This window comes from Kribbella antibiotica (assembly GCF_004349055.1).
GTDB lineage: Bacteria > Actinomycetota > Actinomycetes > Propionibacteriales > Kribbellaceae > Kribbella > Kribbella antibiotica.
Map to the genome: position 1 here is coordinate 37126 of NZ_SMKX01000044.1, position 18169 is coordinate 55294.

Below are 18169 nucleotides of genomic sequence, written 5' to 3' on the forward strand. Positions count from 1 at the left end.
GTTGCTCTCAGCCACGTCTCAATAGTTGTGCAAGAATCTGGGAGTCTTTAAGAAGTTGAGAGTTGAACAATCCTTGGACCTGGTCATATACTGTGGAAACTTATTGAACTTTGCGAAACTATTCGATGGGCGGTCGACGCGATACCCGGGGGCGCCGTTCTCAATCCCAGAAGGAGATGTCCGTGGCAGTGAGGTCGTCGGCGCTCGCGCCCCCAGAAGTAACCACCGTGCTCATCCAGTCGGACCTGATCGACGAGTTCTTGGATAGTGCTTTGCCCCACTACCAATCGCTCAAGGTGACCCGAGAGCCGAACTCGTGTTTCGCCGTGCTCCTCGGCGACGTCCTGGACGGGGCGGCCAGGGTTCGCTCCCTGCGCACCGGCGGCAACGTTCGAGCATCCGATCCCAGCGCCCGCGTCGAGTACGCCGACCGGATCATCCCTGCTTTCGGTGCGGCGTACGAGCATCCGGGGAGAGGCTTCTGGATGGATCCCCAGGACCTGCTGCGGATCTCTCGCGAGGCCGACTCTCTCGGCCTGGAGATCCTGGGGTCCATCCATTACCACCCCGACTGGCACCGCATCAGTTCGTCGGCGGCAGCCGTCCCGCTGTCGGAGCACCCGACCCCCATGGACGACCACAGCTTTCACAACGCCGGCTGGCCGATCAACCTGATCTGCTACATCGAAAGCATCTGCGAGTCGGTCTACTACACGGTCCGGTGTTGGGCGCCCGCGCCCGTGGAAGGTGAGGCTTCCCCACCGATCCCGCTGAGGATCGACCTCTCCACGCGGTCGTCGGCTCGAGGCGGCGTATGACGGGCGAGGCGGCGCGGACCACCGATACCGATCGGACCAGGGCGGTCTGGGCGACGATGGCGCGCGGTTGGAAAGCAGGGTCGGCCGAGCTGTTCGCGTCGATCTTCGCGGAGGACGTCGATTTCATCTCGGTTCGCGGCACGGCGGAGAAAGGGCGCGAGCGGGTGCGCGCCAGACATGCCCTGTTGTTCGAGGGCCAGTATCGGGACACGGTCCTGGAAATTCGGCCGGACCTGGTCAGACACCTTCGCGGTGGTGCCGTCATCGTTCACGCGACGACCCGCGTCATCCGGCCCGACGGTTCCTCGATGTCCTTGACGCACGCGCAAGCAGTGCTGGTCGAAGATGCCGGTGCGTGGCACATCGCAGCCTTTCACAACATGATCCCCGCGGTCCCTTGACCCATCATTGATCGGAGCTCACCATGAACCGCCCTCGGCTACGCCATCTCGCCTTTGTCGCTCGTGACGCCGCGAAGCTGGCCTCCTTCTACGTGGAGCACTTCGGGATGGAGCAGTTCCACCAGGAAGCAGACGGAAGCCGCTTCCTGACCGACGGCTACCTCAACCTGGCGATCATTCAGCAGGCGTTGGACGGAGAGGTGCCCACCGGCTTCAATCACTTCGGCTTCCACGTCGAGGACGCAGACTTGGTCCGTGGCGAGTTGACCGAGGCGGGGCATCCGGCCCCCGCGTCACGCATGACCAACCGCCCGTTCGCCGAATACCGGGGCATCGATCCCGAAGGGAACTGGTTTGACATCTCAGCGGGTGGATTCGTCCCGCCGCACCTCGAACAGCGCTGAGGCGGCGAGCCGCGAACGTGGCGATTCAGGCGTGGTGGCCCACCTTCGAGAGGGACCGATACGAGGTGTTGTCTCTATCCCACCCGGAGTGTCCCAGGGTCAGCTGATCGGCAAGCGGTCGTAGGCCTCCAGGCGCCTAGGGCCTGGATCGTCACGATGTCTCCGTATTCGAGGGTCGGTGCGAAGTGCAGCGTCGTCACCCTGTACGACGGATCTGCGGCGTCGGCGCAGTAGTGCGCCGGCTTCGGCAACCACTCTCGCACCTTGGCGACGTCCCGTGCCTCGGTGTGCTCGAGGTACTCCATCGACTCATGCGTGGCGTGCGCGTCGTCGGAGAAGCCCTTGGCCAACGCCTCGGCACACCAGGCGGCGGCCTGATCGCGCCACAGATGCTCGATACCCATCCGGTCCAGCCGTCCGACCAGCCCGGCGGTCGGATTGAGGCCGGGCACATACCTCCCACTCGGAACATGTGCCCGGCTCGCGGGTAGCCCTCAATCGCCGGCGAGGCGAGCGAGACAGCGCCCTCCGGCGTCGCGACCGACTGCATCCAGTCGCAGACTCGGCGTACCAGTTCGTCGCCGCGGGCCTCGGCGGCGAGCAGGATGTCGAAGGCGGTCTCCACATCGAGCGCCATACGGTCCGGACACCGCTCCTTGAACCGAGCCAGGTACTTGTAGAACGTCTCCGGGCTCAGCCCCGCTCACGACACGACGCAGCGACATTGACCTTCTCACCACGCGTCTTGGCGGACACCGCCGCCGCAACAGCGGGATGACCCGCAACTCCGTCTCTGCTTTGTAAACCACGATCAGAGAGGCCTTCCGCCAGCCCAGACCGTCACCCATGTCCCGAGCCCCCCCAACCGTTACCGATCTGATGAGACTTGACCTTGGCGCTATCGTGCTGGGTTCTGACCGGAAAATAGGTACAGGTTCGCCGCATGGGACAGGTGCGGGTGGTGTTGCAGGCTTCGAATCGTCGATGCCGGGTGTCGGTGATCGGGGTGCTGGTGGTCGCGGCAGGCGCAGCGCGCCCGCCAGATGGTGGCGGTTGCGGGGTTTCGGGGAGCAGAACGGACCTGTTCCGGTGCATTCCGCTCCCCAATCCGCCGGTTGCGGCGGCGGCCGGCCACAGCCGACCGTCCCAGCAGTTGCCTCGGCCGACGCGAACCTGTTCCCGCGCGAACGAACCCTCATAACGTCCGAAAATCCGGAGGCGGGCTCTCCGATCGTTCGGACGTTACGCGGGACAGGGGTGGGGCACATTTTCACGCCTTCAAGACGTCACCACCAGTGCCACCACGTCTTCGGACGCAACGGTCTGTCAGGCGGTGTGGAGTCGCAGGCCGTAGGCGTTGAGGATCTCGTTCACCGGCTGGAACAGGGACGGACCGCCGGAGCCACAGCTGCCGTACATGCCGGAGGTGACGCCCTGGGCCTGGTCACCGGAGAGGAAAGAACCGCCGGAGTCGCCGCAGTCCGCGTGCGCGCTCGTCTGGGTGAGGCCGTGGACGACGTTGCCGCTGCCGTAGTTCACCGACACGTTCCTGTTCTGGACGGTGCCGCAGCGCCAGCCGGTGGTCGAGCCCGAGCGGCAGACCCCCGCACCGACCGGGGCCTCCCGCGAACCGCGGACGAGCTTGTCGCCCGTGCCGTGGCCGTTCACCACTGGCACGGTCCACCAACCGTGCTGGACCTCGACCCACGCGTAGTCGTTGGTCGGGAAGGAGGAACCCCGGATGGTACCCATCGCCGAGCGGTCCCAGCCGAACACCGCGGACCCGGCGCGGCCACAATGGCCGGCTGTGACGAAGCGATAGTTGTGGGCTGAGAAGCCAATGGAACAACGGGCGTTGCCGATGTAGTACGGGTCTCCGCCGACCGTGCCGGCGGCTGCGGTCATCGGCGCCGGAGTACTGACCTCGCGAACGGTGACCGGTCCAGCCTTGGACACCTTCGCCACGAAGGCATCGACGGCCTTACTTCTTTTACCTGCTTGAACATCGACCACTACGCCACCACTGTGGGGATCGGCCGACCAAGCGCTCACAGCTGCCGGAACGGACTTACCTGCCAGCTTGTCGACAGCAGCCACCTGCTTGTCCAGAGCGACCGCGGTCACCTTCGCGGACACCACCTCCGCACCAGCAGCCCGTACGGCGCTAGCGCGGCTCTGGTCGGTCAACGCTACCACCAGCTTCTGCTTCGTTTGGTCGTACCAAACACCGCCGAAGGCTGCTCCGGCAGCACGCTGCGCGGCAGGGACCGCCTTGATGGCTGCACCTTCCACCTGCAGGCGCTGTTCGACCTGCGACTTGGTCAGACCGAGGTCGCGTTGCATCGCCTCGACCTGTCCGGTCGCCGCCAGTGGCGGAGCGGGCTCGGGCGACGGGGCCGCCGAGGCCTGGGTGATCCCGGTGCCCAAGGGGGTCAGGATGAGTGCTGCGGACACTAACAGCGCGCTCTTCGTCGTACGCATGGATTTTACTCCTCTACCTCACGGGAGTCCCCGCCGAGCTCGGCGACGCCGCGGATCGGCCCTGGGAAGGGCAGGAACCGAATAGCGTGGCCATCGACAGAACGGCGGTGGACGGGGACGGTGAGAGCGCTCTCGAAGGAAAGAGTGCTGGCCCATGCGCACGCCGTCAAGCGAGATGGAGGCCGACGCTGCCAGTTGCGCAACTCGGTAATCGCTATCCCCGCCTCGTTGTACCCAGCGCAACGTCCGGAAGCGGTCATAGCCCCAGGGGCGCGAGAACCGCCGGCACCCGGAGATGCCGTACCCGGACGACCCGGCTGGCTGCCCGGTACCGCGTCCGCCGGCTGCTGCAAGGGGCGCCACCGTCGGCCGCCGCGCGGCTACGGATGCTGGGAGAAGGGCTGTCGGCAACTAAATCCGCAGGCTGTGCAACCGTTGACGGTGTCCCCGCGTCTTCAGTGCGCGGCTCGCTGGATTCGCTGCGTACGGCGACCGGCTGAGCCCCTCGTGAGGACAATCGAACCGAAGGGACCATCGTGGTATCCACACCACGATCGAGACGTCTCGGCGTAGCCGCCGTGGCCTCGATCGCAGCCCTGGCAGTCGGCCTGACAGGCCCGCCCCAGGCGTCGGCAATTCAGTCCGCGGCACCCGCCCTTGCCGTCGTGCAGGAGCCGCTCAAGGCATCGCAGGCGAGCCAGCGAGTCACCCTGATCACCGGTGACAGGGTCACCGTCACGGAGGCCGGCGTTACCGTCGAGCCCGGCCCGGGCCGTCGCGGAATCGCCTTCAGCACCTACAAGATCAAGGACCACCAGTACGTCGTACCGGCCGACGTCCGTGCGCAGTTGACGAGCGACCGGCTGGACCGTCGCCTGTTCGACGTGACCGGCTTGATCAAGGCGAAGTACGACGACAAGTCGACCAAGTCGTTGCCAGTGATCGTCACCTACACGGGCAAGGCGCAGAAGCGCGCGGCGATGCCGAGCGCGAAGGTCACCCGCCAGTTGCCGGGGATGAACGGCGCGGCGCTGAAGGTCGACAAGGCCAAGGCGGGCTCCTTCTTGTCCGGTCTCGGGATCGCGCGGTCGGCCGACGGCATCAAGAAGATCTGGCTGGACGGCAAGCGCCAGCTCTCGCTGGACAAGTCGGTCCCGCAGATCGGTGCACCGACCGCCTGGCAGGCCGGCTTCACCGGCAAGGGTGTGACGGTCGCCGTCATCGACAGCGGCATCGACGCGAAGCACCCGGACCTGGTGGGAAAGGTGGTCGGTGCGAAGAACTTCCTCGACGATCCGACCGAGGAAATCGCCGATCACGGGACGCATGTCGCTTCCACGATCGCCGGTACGGGAGCGGCCTCCGAAGGCAAGTACAAGGGCGTCGCGCCGGACGCGAAGCTGTACGACGGCACGGTCTGCGACGTCTCCGGCGGTTGCCCGGACTCGGGCATCCTGGCCGCGATGGAGTGGGCTGCGACCGAGATGAAGGCCAAGGTCATCAACATGAGCCTCGGCGGCCCGGACTTCCCGGACGTCGACCCGCTCGAGGAAGCGGTCAACCGGCTGACGGCCACCACCGGCGCATTGTTCGTGATCTCTGCAGGCAACTCAGGTCCCGGCGCCGGCACCGTCGGTTCTCCCGGCAGCGCCGACGCTGCTCTGACGGTCGGCGCCGTGGATCACGAGGACAAGCTCGCCGGCTTCTCCAGTCGTGGTCCGCGGGTCGGCGACGGTGCGGTCAAGCCCGATGTCACTGCTCCTGGGGTGGGCATCATGGCCGCCAAGGCCGGCGGCACGGCCGGTGACTACTACCAGACGATGTCCGGTACGTCGATGTCTTCGCCGCACACCGCAGGCGCGGCCGCCCTGCTGGTTCAGCAGCACCCGAACTGGAAGGCCGCCGAGCTCAAGGGCACGCTGATTGCGTCCGCGAAGCCGATCTCCGATCAGACCGTGTTCGAGCAGGGCGCCGGCCGGATCGACCTGGCCAGGGGCATCAAGCAGTCCGTGTTCGCGGAGCAGGGCAACCTCTCGTTCGGCCGGACGGTCTATCCGCACCACGACGACGAGCCGGTCACCAAGACCGTGACGTACCGCAACCTGGGTGACCAGGCTGTCACCCTGAGCCTGGCCGCGACCCTGAACGCTCCGGACGGCAAGCCGGCGCCGGCCGGTTCGTTGCAGCTCAGCGCGACCACGGTCACCGTGCCGGCCGGCGGTACGGCGTCGGTACAGGCGATCTCGAGCACCAGGCACGACGGGCCTGACGGTATCTACTCAGGCCGGCTGACCGCGACCGCCGGGGACGTCTCGGTCACCTCGGCGATCGGCGTCGACAAAGAGGCGGAGAGCTACGACCTGACTCTCGAGGCGATCGGTCTGGACGGCAAACCGGCCGATCTCCAAACCTATCTGTTCGGTTTGGACGATCTCTCGGGGTACCTGGTCGGCGGCACCAAGAAGACGCTCCGGCTGGTCAAGGGCGACTATATGGCCGACAACCTGTACTTCGCGCCCAGCGCGGCCGATCCGGACCGGGGCGGCTATTACCAATTGGCGCAGCCCAATCTGAGGCTCGACAAGGACACCACGGTGGTGTTCGACGCCCGGAGCGCCAAACCGATCAAGATCACCGTACCCACGCCCGGCGCGGCTCCCCTCGCGGTCGGGGTCGGAGTGGACCGGGCCGCGGCCGGAGGCCGCCGTCTCCAGTGGGCCATCATCGTGGACTCGCCGGGCGGCAGCAGCCTTCATACCGCGCAGGTCGGCCCGGATCTTCCGCCGGAGGCGATGATCGGCAGTATCTCGTCGCAGTGGGCGCAGCCGGGAGCCGACGGCAAGTTCGTCAACTCGCCGTACGTCTACGGACTGATGAACAAGTTCCCGGGCAAGTTTCCGACCGGTTTCCAGCGCGACGTGAAGGCCAAGGACCTGGCCGTGGTGCAGCGGACGATCAATGTGATGAGTGACCGGGCCGTCGATCACTTCGTGTTCGGTCAGACCGGCCACGCCACCGCCTTGGCGGTGCCGATGCGCTACGACCAGCCGACCGCGGTGAAGTTTCTGGCGGACGTGGCACCGATCGAGTGGGCCTCCCAGGTGTATGAGGTCATCGGCGACCCGGGCAGGAGCGTCAGCCAGCTCACCTCGCCGTTCCGGGCCTACCGAGCCGGCCGGACGTACCACGAGCGGCACGGCGCCGCGGCGTTCACGGTGTCGCCGGAACTCGTCGCCCGCCGGCAGGACAGGATGGGGTTCTACCTGTTCAACCTGATGGATGCCGATGGCAACAAGGGTTACAGCCGGACCGACACCGCCTCGACCAAGCTGCTGAGTGGCGGCAAGGTGCTGGCCGAGTCCGGCCAGTTCGGTGCGGTCGAGACCGCCGGGCTGCCCGCAGCCAAGACGAAGTACACGCTGCAGGCCACCCAGACCCGGCAGTCGTACTCGGCGTTCAGTACCAGGACCGATCTGAGCTGGACCTTCACCTCGGAGGCCACCGACAAGCTGACGCAACTGCCGATGGTCGGGCTGCGCTACCGGCCGAAGGTCGACCGGAAGAACGTCGCCGAGCGTACGGCGGTGACGGTGCTGCCGATCGGTCTGGAGGTGCAGCAGGGCGGAACCTTGCCGGGCATCAAGAAGCTGGAGCTGCAGGTCTCCGGTGACGGCGGCGCGACCTGGAAGAAGGCAGTGGTCACGTCGCGCGGGAAGGCGGCGTACCAGGCCGTTTTCGTCACCCCGAAGGGCGCGAAGACCGTGTCGCTGAAGGCCCATCTGGTCGACGCCGCGGACAACGTCACCGATCTCACCACGATCGACGCCTACCCGCTGCGCTGACGGGCGCCCAATAACGGTCGGGTTCTGCAACCTGTTTGACCGGAGGGATCTCGCTTGGGAACAGCTGGGTGATCCTCAGGCGTTGTCAAGGGTGGGCCCGTAATATCACGCTACGACCCACAGCGGGTCGACAGCGGGTCATCATGAGGTTGACATGCAGAGCAGTAACCCGGTCCTGAACCGGTCGAGTGGATAGGCCTGGCCAAGGCCAGGCCTATCCCGGGCCGCTCCGTACGGTCAGCCGGGTCCGTTGACAATTAGGTGAGCAGTCTCAGCGCGCCCATCTGTCAGGGAGCACGGCAAGGTGCCAAGGGCGCCGACCGAAGCCTCGGACGACTAACGAGCCACGCGGCCGCCACTGCAACCGAACGGGTCGCCCAGGCGTCATAGGTGGTACTGACGCCCAGGCGTCATAGGTGGTACCGAGAGGAAGCGATGCGAGACACCGTTGATTTTGATGAATTCTACGCCGCTTCCTCCCGTCGCGTCCTGGGCCAGGTCTACGCCATGACCGGCGACATGGCCGCGGCTGAAGATGCGGTGGCCGACGCCTTCGCTCTGGCCTGGCAGCGGTGGGCCACGGTCCGGCTGAACGATTCGCCGCAGGCATGGGTGCGAACGGTCGCGACCCGTAAGGCGGTGAGTAGTTGGCGCAAGGCCCGTAACCGCCTGCTCGCGCATCGGCGTACCCATGAACCCGCTGACTTCGCCCCGCCCGGCCCGGACCACGTGGTGCTGATCGCGGCGCTGCGGCAAGTTCCGGAGAAGCAGCGCCAGGCGTTGGTGCTGATGTACTTCGCGGATCTCAGCGTGGCCGACATCGCTCTGGAGATGCGGACGGCCGAGGGCACGGTCAAGTCCTGGCTGTCTCGGGGACGACAGGCGTTGCTGGCCAATCTGGGCCCGACGTCCCTGGTGGAAGGAGAAGTGAGATGACGGACGATCTGGATGACCGGCTTCGGGATGTGGTGTCCGCAGCCGGGACGCAGGGACGGCTGCCGAGCGCGGCTGAACTGCGGCGCCGGGGTGATCGCCGCCGCCGCGTCCAGCGGGTCACGGTCGGCGCCTTGGCCCTGATCGTGATGGGCGGCAGCTACGCCCTCGTTGCCGGCCGGGGCGAACTCGGTGGGAACCCGGCACCGGCCGGACAGGCCACAGCCCCGAGCGCACCGAGCTCTACCTCGACGTCGAAGAGCGACCTGGTTCGGCAGGAGAAGGAAGCCGCCCAGACCTCAGGCTCGGCGAAGGAGCAGGAGCTGACATCGGCCGGCCGGCCGCGCCCCGGGCCGATCCAGCTCTCCGGGCCGACGGCGCTGGGCGAACGACGATTCGTGTGGGTCGCCCCGGACGGGTCAGCAACGGTGGATGCCCGCGGCGAACCGAAAGCCGACGGGACCCGGTTCACCCTGCGCTCGATCGGTGCGGACACATTCATGGTCGAATGGAAGACCAGCGGTCGATGCCTGAACGCGCGGCCGAACGCGCCTTTGGCGCTGGCCGATTGCGACGCCGGAGCCCCGTTTCAGCGCTTCGTCTTCAGCTACCGGGGCAGTCACCTCTACACGATCGGCACGCCGTCCGGGCAGCTCGCGATCGATCCGACGTCGTTGAACATCACGGTGACGAACGAAACCCCGACGATCTTCGCGGTCACGGCGAAATAACCGCCGTTGACCGCAACCGGGGTCCGACCCCAGGCGTCATGGAAGAGCGAGCACCAGCGCAGGACGCGCTGTTCATCACTCACCTGAGACAAAGGATTCCCATGCCCCGCATGACCATGATGAAGACGGGTACCATCTTTGGCGGCCTCGCCCTGGCCATCGCCGTCCCACTGCTGGCCCACTCCTTGACCGCGCAGGCCACCACGTCGCCATCGTCGTCGACGTCGACGTCGACTAACGAGATCACGCAGAAGGCCAAGGAGCGGGCCGCTGCCTCGACGTTGACTGACGAGATCACGCAGAAGGCCAAGGAGCGGGCCGCTGCCTCGACGTTGACTCACGAGATCACACAGAAGGCCAAGGAGCAGGCCGCCGCAGAGTTTACCCGGGCCAAATAGACCGGAGCGGTTAGGGAGAAAGCCGCCCCCACCACCTGACCCTCTGTTCGAGGTGGTTTCTGACCCGGCTGCCGGCTGCAGTACCCGCCTCGATCGAACGGGTGATCTCAGGTAGGCCACGGCCCGCCCGGGGGGAACGGGGGACGGTCGGGACCAGGTGAGGGTGGTCCCGGCCGTCCCCGCGCTGGAGACCGCCGACGGGTCTGGTTTGTCGGGTGTCGTACGGCTGTCCGATCTCGGGCCACGACCGCTCGTGCTCTCCGCTGACTGCGCTGCTGCGGGCCTTTCGGCAAGGCACATGGATCCATTGGACGACGCGGGACGCTCCAACAGGGAGATCGAGGAGACGACCCTGGTCTACCTCGAGTGCAACCAGCAGGTCCACGTCACCGCTCGGCAACTGGCTGTGCACGACAACACCGTGCGCTATCGCGTGAACCGCTTCCACGAACTCACCGGGCTGGACATCCGCAAGCCCGAGGACCTGATCACCGCCTGGTGGCTACTCAACCGCCGGCGCGCAACGGTGCCCGCGTCCGGCTCCGCGCCCCTGCCGGATAAAGCGAGCGACCACTGAACGGGTCGAGCAGGGCGCGAAGTGCCAAGGGAGCGGGTCTAGACAGCAGCGGCCAGTTTGCGCTCCGAGATCGACGCAAAGCAGTCAGGATCCGCCGGTAGGCGGGCATGAACCAGTTGTGTGGGTTGCCGTGACCGCGTTCGGCGTCGCCGCTGGTCGGGCTCTCCACAAGGTGACTCAGACTGAGGGCTATGTCTTGGCGTGGGCCTGGTCGTAGCTCTGCTGGGCGTCGAGGATGCTGGGCATGCTGCCGGTGAGGTAGCCGATCAGGTCGAGCAGCTTGGCGGCGAGCACTTCGCCGGTCGGGGTCAGGCTGTACTCCACCTTCAGCGGGAAGGTCGACTGGACCTGCCGGTTCACCAGGCCGTCGCGCTCGAGCGCCTGCAGCGACTGGGCCAGCATCTTCTGGCTGACGCCCTCGACCCGTCGGCGGAGCTCGTTGAACCTCATCGGGCCGTCGGCGAGCGCGCCCATCGCCAGCGACCCCCAGCGCCCGGTCACGTCCTCGAGCACCGGCCGGGATGGGCAGGCGGCGCCGAAGACGTCGTAATCGACGTCACTGTCCACGCCTCCAGCCTACTCTGTCCCAGGAGCCAGTTACTTGAAGGTTGCAGTTGCTGCTGGTAAACAGTTGCTAACGGAAACTACAGCAGGCTCGACCGAAGGATGCGACACCGATGATCGATCGACGTTCTCTGATCAGGAACAGCAGCGCGGCAGGCTTCGGCGCGCTGGCGCTGGCCGCGGTGAGCAGCGGCAGCGAGCTGGCCTACGGCGCCACCGACACCGCGCAGACCGGCGGCCACCACGGCGGCGACGGCTTCCCGGCCAACCTCAGCCGGACCGAGCGCAAGCACCTGAAGATCTTCGACGAGTTGGACTTCGAGGTCTTCACCGGCCAGAAGTGGGACCGGCTGCACGAGAGCCACGCCCGCAACATCCGGGTGAACTGGCCCGACGGGCACTTCACCGATGGGATCGACAAGCACATCGCCGATCTGGCCGCGCTGTTCGTCTGGGCGCCGGACACCCGGATCACCGAGCACCAGTTCAGGCTGGCGAACGACCAGTTGACGGCTGTCACCGGTGCCATGAAGGGCACCTTCAGCAAGCCGATGCCTGACGGCAAGGGCGGCTACATCAAGCCGACCGGCAAGTCCTACTCGCTCCCGATGGCGACGGTGGGCATCTGGAACAAGCGCAACACGATGGAGGAGGAGTACCTGTTCTGGGACAACCAGTCCTTCTACGCCCAGATCGGCCTCGGCTAGAGTCCGGAGTAGACACAGCTAGGTGCTGCGTTGCGCCGGCGCAACGCAACCTAGCTGGTCGGCAGTCCCGCAGGGGGCCAGTACTTCGGTCTGCAGTCCTGGATGCGCGGAAACCTCGACTGGTCGCTCGGCGCCGATCGGTATCAAGTCGCAGACGGAGTTCGACTGACGACGGATCCGTCGCTGGTCTCCCCTGAACAGAGCAGGATGAGGAGCGATTCGATGTCGATCATTCAGAGGACAAGCAGCCCATCGGCTCATCAGGTCCTGGCGTGGAGCCGCGAACTGGTGGAGCCGGCCATGCGGGCGGCGGTCGGACAGTTGCCGCCGGCAACTCAGCGCATCACGAACTACCACTTTGGCCGGCAGGACGAGGACGGAACGCCGAGCGGCTGAGTTGGAGTTGCTCGCACGGCTGACGACCCACCGCGATCGCTGACGAACGCGACTACCCGGCGGACCGTCAAGACCCGCCCGTTGTAAGGAAAGCGTCTATTCATCCCTGTTGTGAGGAGTTTGTTGTGAGTGTTTCGCCGCGTGTGTTGGTTGTTGGTGGTGGGCCGGCTGGTTCGACGGTTGCTGCGTTGTTGGCGCGGGCTGGGGTCGGGGTGACGTTGTTGGAGCGGGAGCGGTTTCCGCGGTATCACATTGGGGAGTCGTTGTTGGCGTCGTGTTTGTCGACGTTGCGGGTGTCGGGGGCGTATGACCGGGTCGCGGCGCATGGTTTCCAGATCAAGCGGGGTGGGGTCTTCTTGTGGCAGAAGGACACGTGGTTGTTGAACTGGGCGGCGTTGGTGGACGCGGAGGCGTGGTCTTGGCAGGTCGATCGGGCCACTTTCGATGATTTGTTGCTGCGTAACGCGTCGGATCAGGGGGCTGAGGTGATCGAGGAGGCGACGGTCAAGAAGGTGCTGTTCGACGACGCCGATCGGCCGGTCGCGGTCGAGTGGACGATGGCTGGTGAGGACACTGTCCGAACGACCGAGTTCGATTTCCTGGTCGATGCGTCGGGGCGTGCGGGTGTGTTGGCGCAGAAGCATTTCCGGATGCGCCGGCAGCACGAGGGTTTCCGCAACATCGCTATCTGGTCGTACTGGACGGGCGCTCGTCTGCATCCGGACAGTCCGGAAGGCGCGATCAATGTGGTGTCGACACCCGAGGGTGGCTGGTTCTGGCATATTCCGCTGGCGGATGGACGGTTCAGTGTCGGCTATGTGATCTCCACGCGTAAGGCTGCCGAGCAGGTACGCGTGCACGGGTCCCAGGCCGCGTATTACCACGACACGATCCGTAACACCCCGGAGTTGGTGAAACTGCTCGAGGGGGCGACGCAGGTCGCCGATATCCGCGCCGATCAGGACTATTCGTATGTCAGTGACCGGCTTTGTGGTCCGGGCTATGTGATCGTGGGTGACGCGGCCCTGTTCCTTGACCCGTTGTTGTCGACCGGGGTTCATTTGGCGACTTATGGTGCGTTGACGGCGGCGGCGTCGATCGCGACCGCGTTGCGGGGTGAGATGAGCGAGCCGGATGCGTTGTCGTTCTTTGATTACACGTATCGGCGGGCCTATGAGCGGTTCTTGGTGTTGGTGTCGAGGATGTATCAGGAGTATGTCGGGTCCGACGAGTATTTCTCGCATGCCAGTGCCCTGACTGAGGCACATGCTGATGACACGGCGCAGGAGTCGTTCACGAGGATCATGGCTGGCCTGACTGATGTGGATGAGTCGTCGGGGGCGCAGCAGCGGACGGGGAGCGACACGATCGCCACGAAGGCCGATGGCCTCCACGATTACGCGTCCGGGGCGAATATCAGTTATATGGGGCATCTGGACATGTCGCCGGTGTGGAACGTGTGGCGTGATCCGCTGGGCGCGGACACGGCGATGGGTGATCTGCGAGTGACTACCGAGCCGGTGCTCGGCCTGACCAGGCGACCTCGCACCGACGCGGAGAAAGACGCGATCGCCCGTCCGGTCAACCCGCCGGTCGGTGCACCGCCGGTCACGCACTAACCGGTTGCTGGCGGGGATATTTCGGTGGAAACCATTGCGTGGCTGTCGTGACACGCTTCCGGTCGGTCCGCGAGGCGCCAGCCGGCTCTGCGGCGGGCGTTTCGGGTTTCCGGATGCGCCGGGACGAGATCATGGCCTTTGGTGATCCGTTGACCAGGATGTTGCTGGCTTCGGACGGTTTCACGATGCCCGCGCTCGAGGCGGTCATCGGCAGGGACCTCCACGTTCAGGTCCTTCATCAAGTAGATCACCTGGCGGATTGCCTGCCGGTCACCGTGACAGCGTCCTTGCGGGTGTCCGCTGTCGGCCGTGTCATCGTCCGCCGGTCTTGCCTGGTCGACGCGGCCGCCACGGTCGACGCGGCCGTTTCCGTCAACCATGTTGTCAGCCTCAGTGGGCCTGCGGCCACCTATGGGCTGGCTGATTCCCAGGTCCCGATCGGTCAGAACCTGATGTCGCAGGGCCTGTCCCAGCGGCGTCACCTGCTCCGGGCCGGCTTGATGAGGTGGCCAGACGGCCGCCTGGCTGCAACCAGGGCCTACCTGCTCCTGCTCGGAGACCGGCCCCTGTGCTACATCCGCGAATCGTTCAATCCCGCCATCATCCCGCCCGACCACACACCCATAACCGACCGCGACCTGCACTGGGCCGACGAACCCCAGACCGACAGACCAGCCCCACCACCTGACTAACCCGCGATACCGGCCGCACAGGGAGAAACAGCCATGCCAACGCTCCTGCAGATCACCACCCACCTATCCCTACAACTCGCGGTCGTTCTACTGACCTATCGACTGCTTTGGCAGCTGTTTCGGCGGCTTCGGCAGGTGCAGGTGGTGGCCATCCTGGTCGCGGGATTCCTATTGGGCCCGTCAGCGCTCGGCTTGGCGTGGCCCGCTGCGCAGCAGTGGCTGTTCCCGATCAAGCTCATCGTGGGCGGCCAGACGATCATGCACCCGAACCTGATCGCCATCTATGTGATCGGGCAGCTCGGCCTGATCCTCTACATGTTCCTGGTCGGGTCGTCCTTCAGCCTGGATGTCCTCCGTTCGCATCGGCGGCAGGCGACCGCCACCTCTACGGCCGGGGTCGCGGTGCCGATGCTGCTCGGCGCGGTGGTCGGCTGGTGGATGGTCGGACAGGGCCGGTACTTCACAGACCGGATAGCGAATTGGCAAGGGGCACTTTTCGTGGCGGCCGCGATCGCAGTTACCGCGTTCCCGATCCTGGCATGGATCATCTACGACTCCGGGCTGACAGGCACCCGCCTGGGCACCATGTCGCTGGCGTGCGCGGCAGTGGACGACGCGTGTGCCTGGATCCTGCTCGCGGTTGTCGTGGCCACCGCGCAAGACAGTCCGGGCGGCGCCTACCTCGCGGCCGGTGGTGGCGTGGCCTACCTGCTGTTCATGGCCCTGATCGGGCGGCGGCTGCTAGCCCGACTCAACACCTGGAAGCCGCGAGCCGACGACACAGAGCGCACCGGCGGACTTCCGGTAGGCCCGTTCGTGGTTGTGCTGGTGGTGGTTCTCCTCGCCGCGAGTTTCACCGATTTCATCGGCATCCACTCGGTACTTGGCGCGTTCGTGGCAGGGCTGTGCATGCCGCGCGGCGAGCTGATCGAACAGATCCGGCAACGGCTGGAACCGGTGGTCGGATACCTGCTGCTACCGGCCTACTTCGTCTACACCGGACTCAACACCCAACTGGACCTGATCTTCGAGCCGAAGATCCTCGCGGTGACCGCGCTCGTGCTGGCCGTGTCGTTCGCCGGCAAGTTCGGTGCCATCGGCCTGGTCGCCCGCTCGCAGGGGATGGGCTGGCGCGAAGCAGGCGCGATGGGTGCATTGGCCAACGCGCGCGGCCTGATGGAGCTGGTGCTCCTGAACATCGGCTTGTCTGCCGGCCTCATCACCGCCGAGTTGTACACGATCCTCGCGCTCATGACCGTCGTCACCACCATCGCCGCGACCCCACTACAGCGAATGTTCGAGCGCAACGCCTGGAAGAACGGAATCGTCTTCGGCCCCACCGGCGAGGAACCCCAGAAGGCGAACCTAGCGTTGAAACAGCGGTTGAGGTCTGAATCTCAACGTGTGAGCGGGCCGTGAGGGACTGCGCGGTGGCCGCGAGGGTTACGGGCATGTCTGAGTGCTCAGCAGCAGGGTGTTCGGTGCGGCGGGGGAGTGGCGATGGCGCGGTCTGATCTGCGTAATGTGGATCTGAACGCTCATGGCCCGTTGCATGCGTTGCTGACTGAGCGCAGTGTCACGTTGGCTGCGGAACGGTTGTCGGTGAGTCAGGCGACGGTGAGGGTGTCGTTGCGCAAGTTGCGTCGTCTGCTCGATGACCCGTTGCTGGTGAGGCGGGGCCGGCAGATGACGCTTACTCCTCTTGCTGAGGTGTTGTTGCCGCAGGTTGAGGAGGTTCTGGTGCTTGTGCGGCGTCTGCTGTCTAGCGCGGCAGTGTTTGATCCAGCCACCAGCCGGCGCAGCTTTATTATCGCTGCCGGTGACTACCCTCTGCTGGTACTGATCCGGCCGCTGCTGCACCAGTGGGACACCGTCGCGCCCAGTATCCGGATCAATGTGGTGCCGATGAGCGTGGGGCAGCAGGGGCTGCTGTACTCGGCCCGCTGCGACCTGTTGTTGTGGCCGCCCGCCGTGGCGCTGGCCGAGATGGTGGCCTTCCCCAGCGCCGTGCTACTCAGCGATGAGTTCGTCGGGGTGGTCTCTGCCGACCATCCTGAGGTCGGTGAGTATCTGACCGAGGAGCAGCTCGCAACGCTGCCCAGCATCCGGGTGGACGGCCCGACCCCGCTGCCCCTGAACGACAGACTGTGCAATGTCGTCACCACGACGGAGACTTTCACCGGTGCCGCGCATATGGTGCCGGGCACCCGCCTTTTCGTTCTGGTGCCGCGCGGCGTGTTCGACAGCTTCGGCGCGGGAATCGGCCTGCGCGCGGTGCCGCTTGAGGGACCGGCTGTTCCGGCGATCGAGTCCATGTACTGGCACCCGCTCCTCACCGAAGACCCCTCCCACCGATGGCTGCGCACGAGCCTGCTACGTCTGGCCGCCGACCAGGACCAAACCAAGGACTCCAACCACCAGCGGGACGATCCCAGGCTCCATACACCTGTCGGATCGAATCAACTTGAGCGATGGTCTCCATAAACAAGGCGAGCGTCTGCCAGGGCGTTCGCAGTAGTCTGACATTGTCTAAATCGCGCAGAATTGGCCCACAATGGACATCTCGAACGCACGGCCGAATCGTGTGGCAGGCGACCACTGGACCCTGATGGAGGAACATGAAGATGCAATCGCGCAAACCATCACGGAGCGCTCCGACCAGTCTGTTGATTCTGTCTCCATTTCCGACCCCAGGGCCATGGTGAGGTGCCACGAATCTTCCGGACAGTGGCCCCCACTAAGATTGGGTCGTCTGGAAAGGGAAGATGTTGCCGCGTCCGAAGAAGAATTTCACTCCTGAGTATCGGGAGGAAGCTGTGAAGTCGAATTACGCTACAATACTAAACGTCGCCACTCGGGGCTCGGCTACAAGACTCCAAAGCAAGCCCACGACGAATACCTGGAATTACAGTCTGCAGCGTGAATTAACCGTGAATAGGCTGTCCGGAAAACGTGCGGCACCTCAACCGCCGGCTCCTCGGAGTCTTTAGCTTTTCGCACCCATCTACCCAACGTCATCTCGTGAACACCGATATTGCGGGCGACCTCAGCAACCGACCGGCCACCCTCGACCACGAAATTAACCGCTTCCCGCTTGTACCCCTCGGTGAAACTACGGCGTGTCGAACCCATCTACAAACTCCCGACGAATCGGGCAGCTACTCACCTGCCACTGGCTCTTGGCCAGGTCGCCGGGCACATCCGCGGGATACCCGGGTGGACCCTGAGCGACCACGCCGACCGGCTCGACAAACGCCACCACGACCATCGGCTGGACACCGCCGTCGAACTCGCCCTCGACCTGTCCTACCAGCACCTACCCGCCGCTGAGCAGCAACTGTTGCGGCTGCTGGCACTGGACCCCGGCCACGACATCGACGCTTACGCGGCCGCCGCCCTGACCGCGACCGGGCTGGCCGCGGCACGTCGGCAACTGCGCCAGCTCAGTCTCGACAACCTGCTGCAAACCCTGTCGGCGGACCGCTACACCTTCCACGACCTGGTCCGCGTTTACGCCACCGGCCGCGCCGACGACGACGAGCCCGCCTCAGCCCAACGCACCGCCCTGACCCGCCTGTTCGACCATTACCTGGCCACCGCCACCGC

At 65.5% G+C, this 18169-nt stretch carries 18 protein-coding genes and 1 pseudogene; 15 read left to right on the forward strand and 4 right to left on the reverse strand.

Annotated elements, in window-relative coordinates:
• Positions 1–182: 182 nt before the first annotated feature.
• From E1263_RS17445 to E1263_RS17455, 3 genes are read left to right on the forward strand one after another with little or no spacing between them, the layout of a single operon-like run.
• Positions 183–818 (forward strand): MPN domain-containing protein, encoded by a 636-nt coding sequence (locus E1263_RS17445; RefSeq protein ID WP_132168585.1) that lies wholly within the window; start codon positions 183–185, stop codon positions 816–818.
• Positions 815–1219 (forward strand): SgcJ/EcaC family oxidoreductase, encoded by a 405-nt coding sequence (locus E1263_RS17450; RefSeq protein WP_132168587.1) that lies wholly within the window; start codon positions 815–817, stop codon positions 1217–1219. Before E1263_RS17445 ends, E1263_RS17450 begins: the two co-directional genes overlap by 4 nt.
• Positions 1220–1242: 23 nt before the next feature.
• Complete coding sequence (locus E1263_RS17455; RefSeq protein WP_132168589.1) at positions 1243–1623, forward strand: VOC family protein; 381 nt, start codon at positions 1243–1245, stop codon at positions 1621–1623.
• A 74-nt stretch (positions 1624–1697) separates the two neighbouring features.
• Here E1263_RS17455 and E1263_RS43290 read toward each other — a convergent pair whose 3' ends face one another.
• Positions 1698–2075: a hypothetical protein gene (locus tag E1263_RS43290; protein WP_202868929.1), complete on the reverse strand. Its 378-nt coding sequence runs from the start codon at positions 2073–2075 to the stop codon at positions 1698–1700.
• Between the two features lie 874 nt (positions 2076–2949).
• Positions 2950–4104: a S1 family peptidase gene (locus E1263_RS17465; protein WP_132168591.1), complete on the reverse strand. Its 1155-nt coding sequence runs from the start codon at positions 4102–4104 to the stop codon at positions 2950–2952.
• 578 nt (positions 4105–4682) lie between these two features.
• Here E1263_RS17465 and E1263_RS17470 point away from each other — a divergent pair.
• The 5 genes from E1263_RS17470 (at position 4683) to E1263_RS17490 (ending at position 10585) form a co-directional block, all read left to right on the forward strand.
• Entirely contained in the window at positions 4683–7946 is a 3264-nt protein-coding gene (locus E1263_RS17470; RefSeq protein ID WP_238161300.1) for a S8 family peptidase, read from the forward strand.
• A gap of 435 nt (positions 7947–8381) precedes the next feature.
• Positions 8382–8882 carry a sigma-70 family RNA polymerase sigma factor gene (locus tag E1263_RS17475; RefSeq protein WP_132168595.1) on the forward strand — a complete coding sequence of 167 codons (501 nt, stop codon included), beginning with the start codon at positions 8382–8384 and terminating at the stop codon, positions 8880–8882.
• Entirely contained in the window at positions 8879–9610 is a 732-nt protein-coding gene (locus E1263_RS17480; RefSeq protein WP_132168597.1) for an RICIN domain-containing protein, read from the forward strand. The genes E1263_RS17475 and E1263_RS17480 overlap by 4 nt, the downstream gene beginning before the upstream one ends.
• A 119-nt stretch (positions 9611–9729) precedes the next feature.
• On the forward strand, positions 9730–10008 hold the full coding sequence (locus E1263_RS17485; RefSeq protein ID WP_132168599.1) for a hypothetical protein: 279 nt from the start codon (positions 9730–9732) through the stop codon (positions 10006–10008).
• Positions 10009–10165: 157 nt separating this feature from the next.
• Positions 10166–10585, forward strand: a complete 420-nt coding sequence (locus E1263_RS17490; protein ID WP_132168601.1) for a helix-turn-helix domain-containing protein — start codon at positions 10166–10168, stop codon at positions 10583–10585.
• 189 nt (positions 10586–10774) lie between these two features.
• Here E1263_RS17490 and E1263_RS17495 read toward each other — a convergent pair whose 3' ends face one another.
• Entirely contained in the window at positions 10775–11152 is a 378-nt protein-coding gene (locus tag E1263_RS17495) for a winged helix-turn-helix transcriptional regulator (protein ID WP_132166272.1), read from the reverse strand.
• Between the two features lie 110 nt (positions 11153–11262).
• On the opposite strand from E1263_RS17495, the gene E1263_RS17500 reads away from it, so the two are divergent.
• From E1263_RS17500 to E1263_RS17525, 6 genes are all read left to right on the forward strand, one after another.
• A complete protein-coding gene (locus E1263_RS17500) occupies positions 11263–11856 on the forward strand; it encodes a nuclear transport factor 2 family protein (protein WP_132168603.1) in 594 nt (197 codons plus the stop codon).
• Positions 11857–12078: 222 nt separating this feature from the next.
• On the forward strand, positions 12079–12252 hold the full coding sequence (locus E1263_RS17505; protein WP_238161301.1) for a hypothetical protein: 174 nt from the start codon (positions 12079–12081) through the stop codon (positions 12250–12252).
• Between the two features lie 125 nt (positions 12253–12377).
• Positions 12378–13871 carry an NAD(P)/FAD-dependent oxidoreductase gene (locus E1263_RS17510; RefSeq protein WP_132168605.1) on the forward strand — a complete coding sequence of 498 codons (1494 nt, stop codon included), beginning with the start codon at positions 12378–12380 and terminating at the stop codon, positions 13869–13871.
• 38 nt (positions 13872–13909) lie between these two features.
• Positions 13910–14563 (forward strand): chorismate pyruvate-lyase family protein, encoded by a 654-nt coding sequence (locus E1263_RS17515; protein ID WP_132168607.1) that lies wholly within the window; start codon positions 13910–13912, stop codon positions 14561–14563.
• 33 nt (positions 14564–14596) lie between these two features.
• On the forward strand, positions 14597–15982 hold the full coding sequence (locus tag E1263_RS17520) for a cation:proton antiporter (protein WP_132168609.1): 1386 nt from the start codon (positions 14597–14599) through the stop codon (positions 15980–15982).
• An 81-nt stretch (positions 15983–16063) separates the two neighbouring features.
• Positions 16064–17047: a LysR family transcriptional regulator gene (locus E1263_RS17525; RefSeq protein WP_132168611.1), complete on the forward strand. Its 984-nt coding sequence runs from the start codon at positions 16064–16066 to the stop codon at positions 17045–17047.
• Between the two features lie 381 nt (positions 17048–17428).
• On the opposite strand, the gene E1263_RS44365 is transcribed toward E1263_RS17525, so the two are convergent.
• Positions 17429–17695, reverse strand: a complete 267-nt coding sequence (locus tag E1263_RS44365) for a transposase (protein WP_132168613.1) — start codon at positions 17693–17695, stop codon at positions 17429–17431.
• Here E1263_RS44365 and E1263_RS17535 point away from each other — a divergent pair.
• A pseudogene (locus E1263_RS17535) lies at positions 17670–18169 on the forward strand (hypothetical protein); the annotation flags it as partial. The gene E1263_RS44365 and the pseudogene E1263_RS17535 sit on opposite strands and share 26 nt — an antisense overlap.

Bases quoted from the DNA above. Each gene is read 5' to 3' on its own strand.
- E1263_RS17450 (WP_132168587.1), top strand. From the start codon at position 815: ATGACGGGCGAGGCGGCGCGGACCACCGATACCGATCGGACCAGGGCG.
- E1263_RS17455 (WP_132168589.1), top strand. From the start codon at position 1,243: ATGAACCGCCCTCGGCTACGCCATCTCGCCTTTGTCGCTCGTGACGCC.
- E1263_RS17465 (WP_132168591.1), bottom strand. From the start codon at position 4,104: ATGCGTACGACGAAGAGCGCGCTGTTAGTGTCCGCAGCACTCATCCTG.
- E1263_RS17475 (WP_132168595.1), top strand. From the start codon at position 8,382: ATGCGAGACACCGTTGATTTTGATGAATTCTACGCCGCTTCCTCCCGT.
- E1263_RS17480 (WP_132168597.1), top strand. From the start codon at position 8,879: ATGACGGACGATCTGGATGACCGGCTTCGGGATGTGGTGTCCGCAGCC.
- E1263_RS17485 (WP_132168599.1), top strand. From the start codon at position 9,730: ATGAAGACGGGTACCATCTTTGGCGGCCTCGCCCTGGCCATCGCCGTC.
- E1263_RS17500 (WP_132168603.1), top strand. From the start codon at position 11,263: ATGATCGATCGACGTTCTCTGATCAGGAACAGCAGCGCGGCAGGCTTC.
- E1263_RS17505 (WP_238161301.1), top strand. From the start codon at position 12,079: ATGTCGATCATTCAGAGGACAAGCAGCCCATCGGCTCATCAGGTCCTG.
- E1263_RS17520 (WP_132168609.1), top strand. From the start codon at position 14,597: ATGCCAACGCTCCTGCAGATCACCACCCACCTATCCCTACAACTCGCG.
- E1263_RS17525 (WP_132168611.1), top strand. From the start codon at position 16,064: ATGGCGCGGTCTGATCTGCGTAATGTGGATCTGAACGCTCATGGCCCG.
- E1263_RS44365 (WP_132168613.1), bottom strand. From the start codon at position 17,695: ATGGGTTCGACACGCCGTAGTTTCACCGAGGGGTACAAGCGGGAAGCG.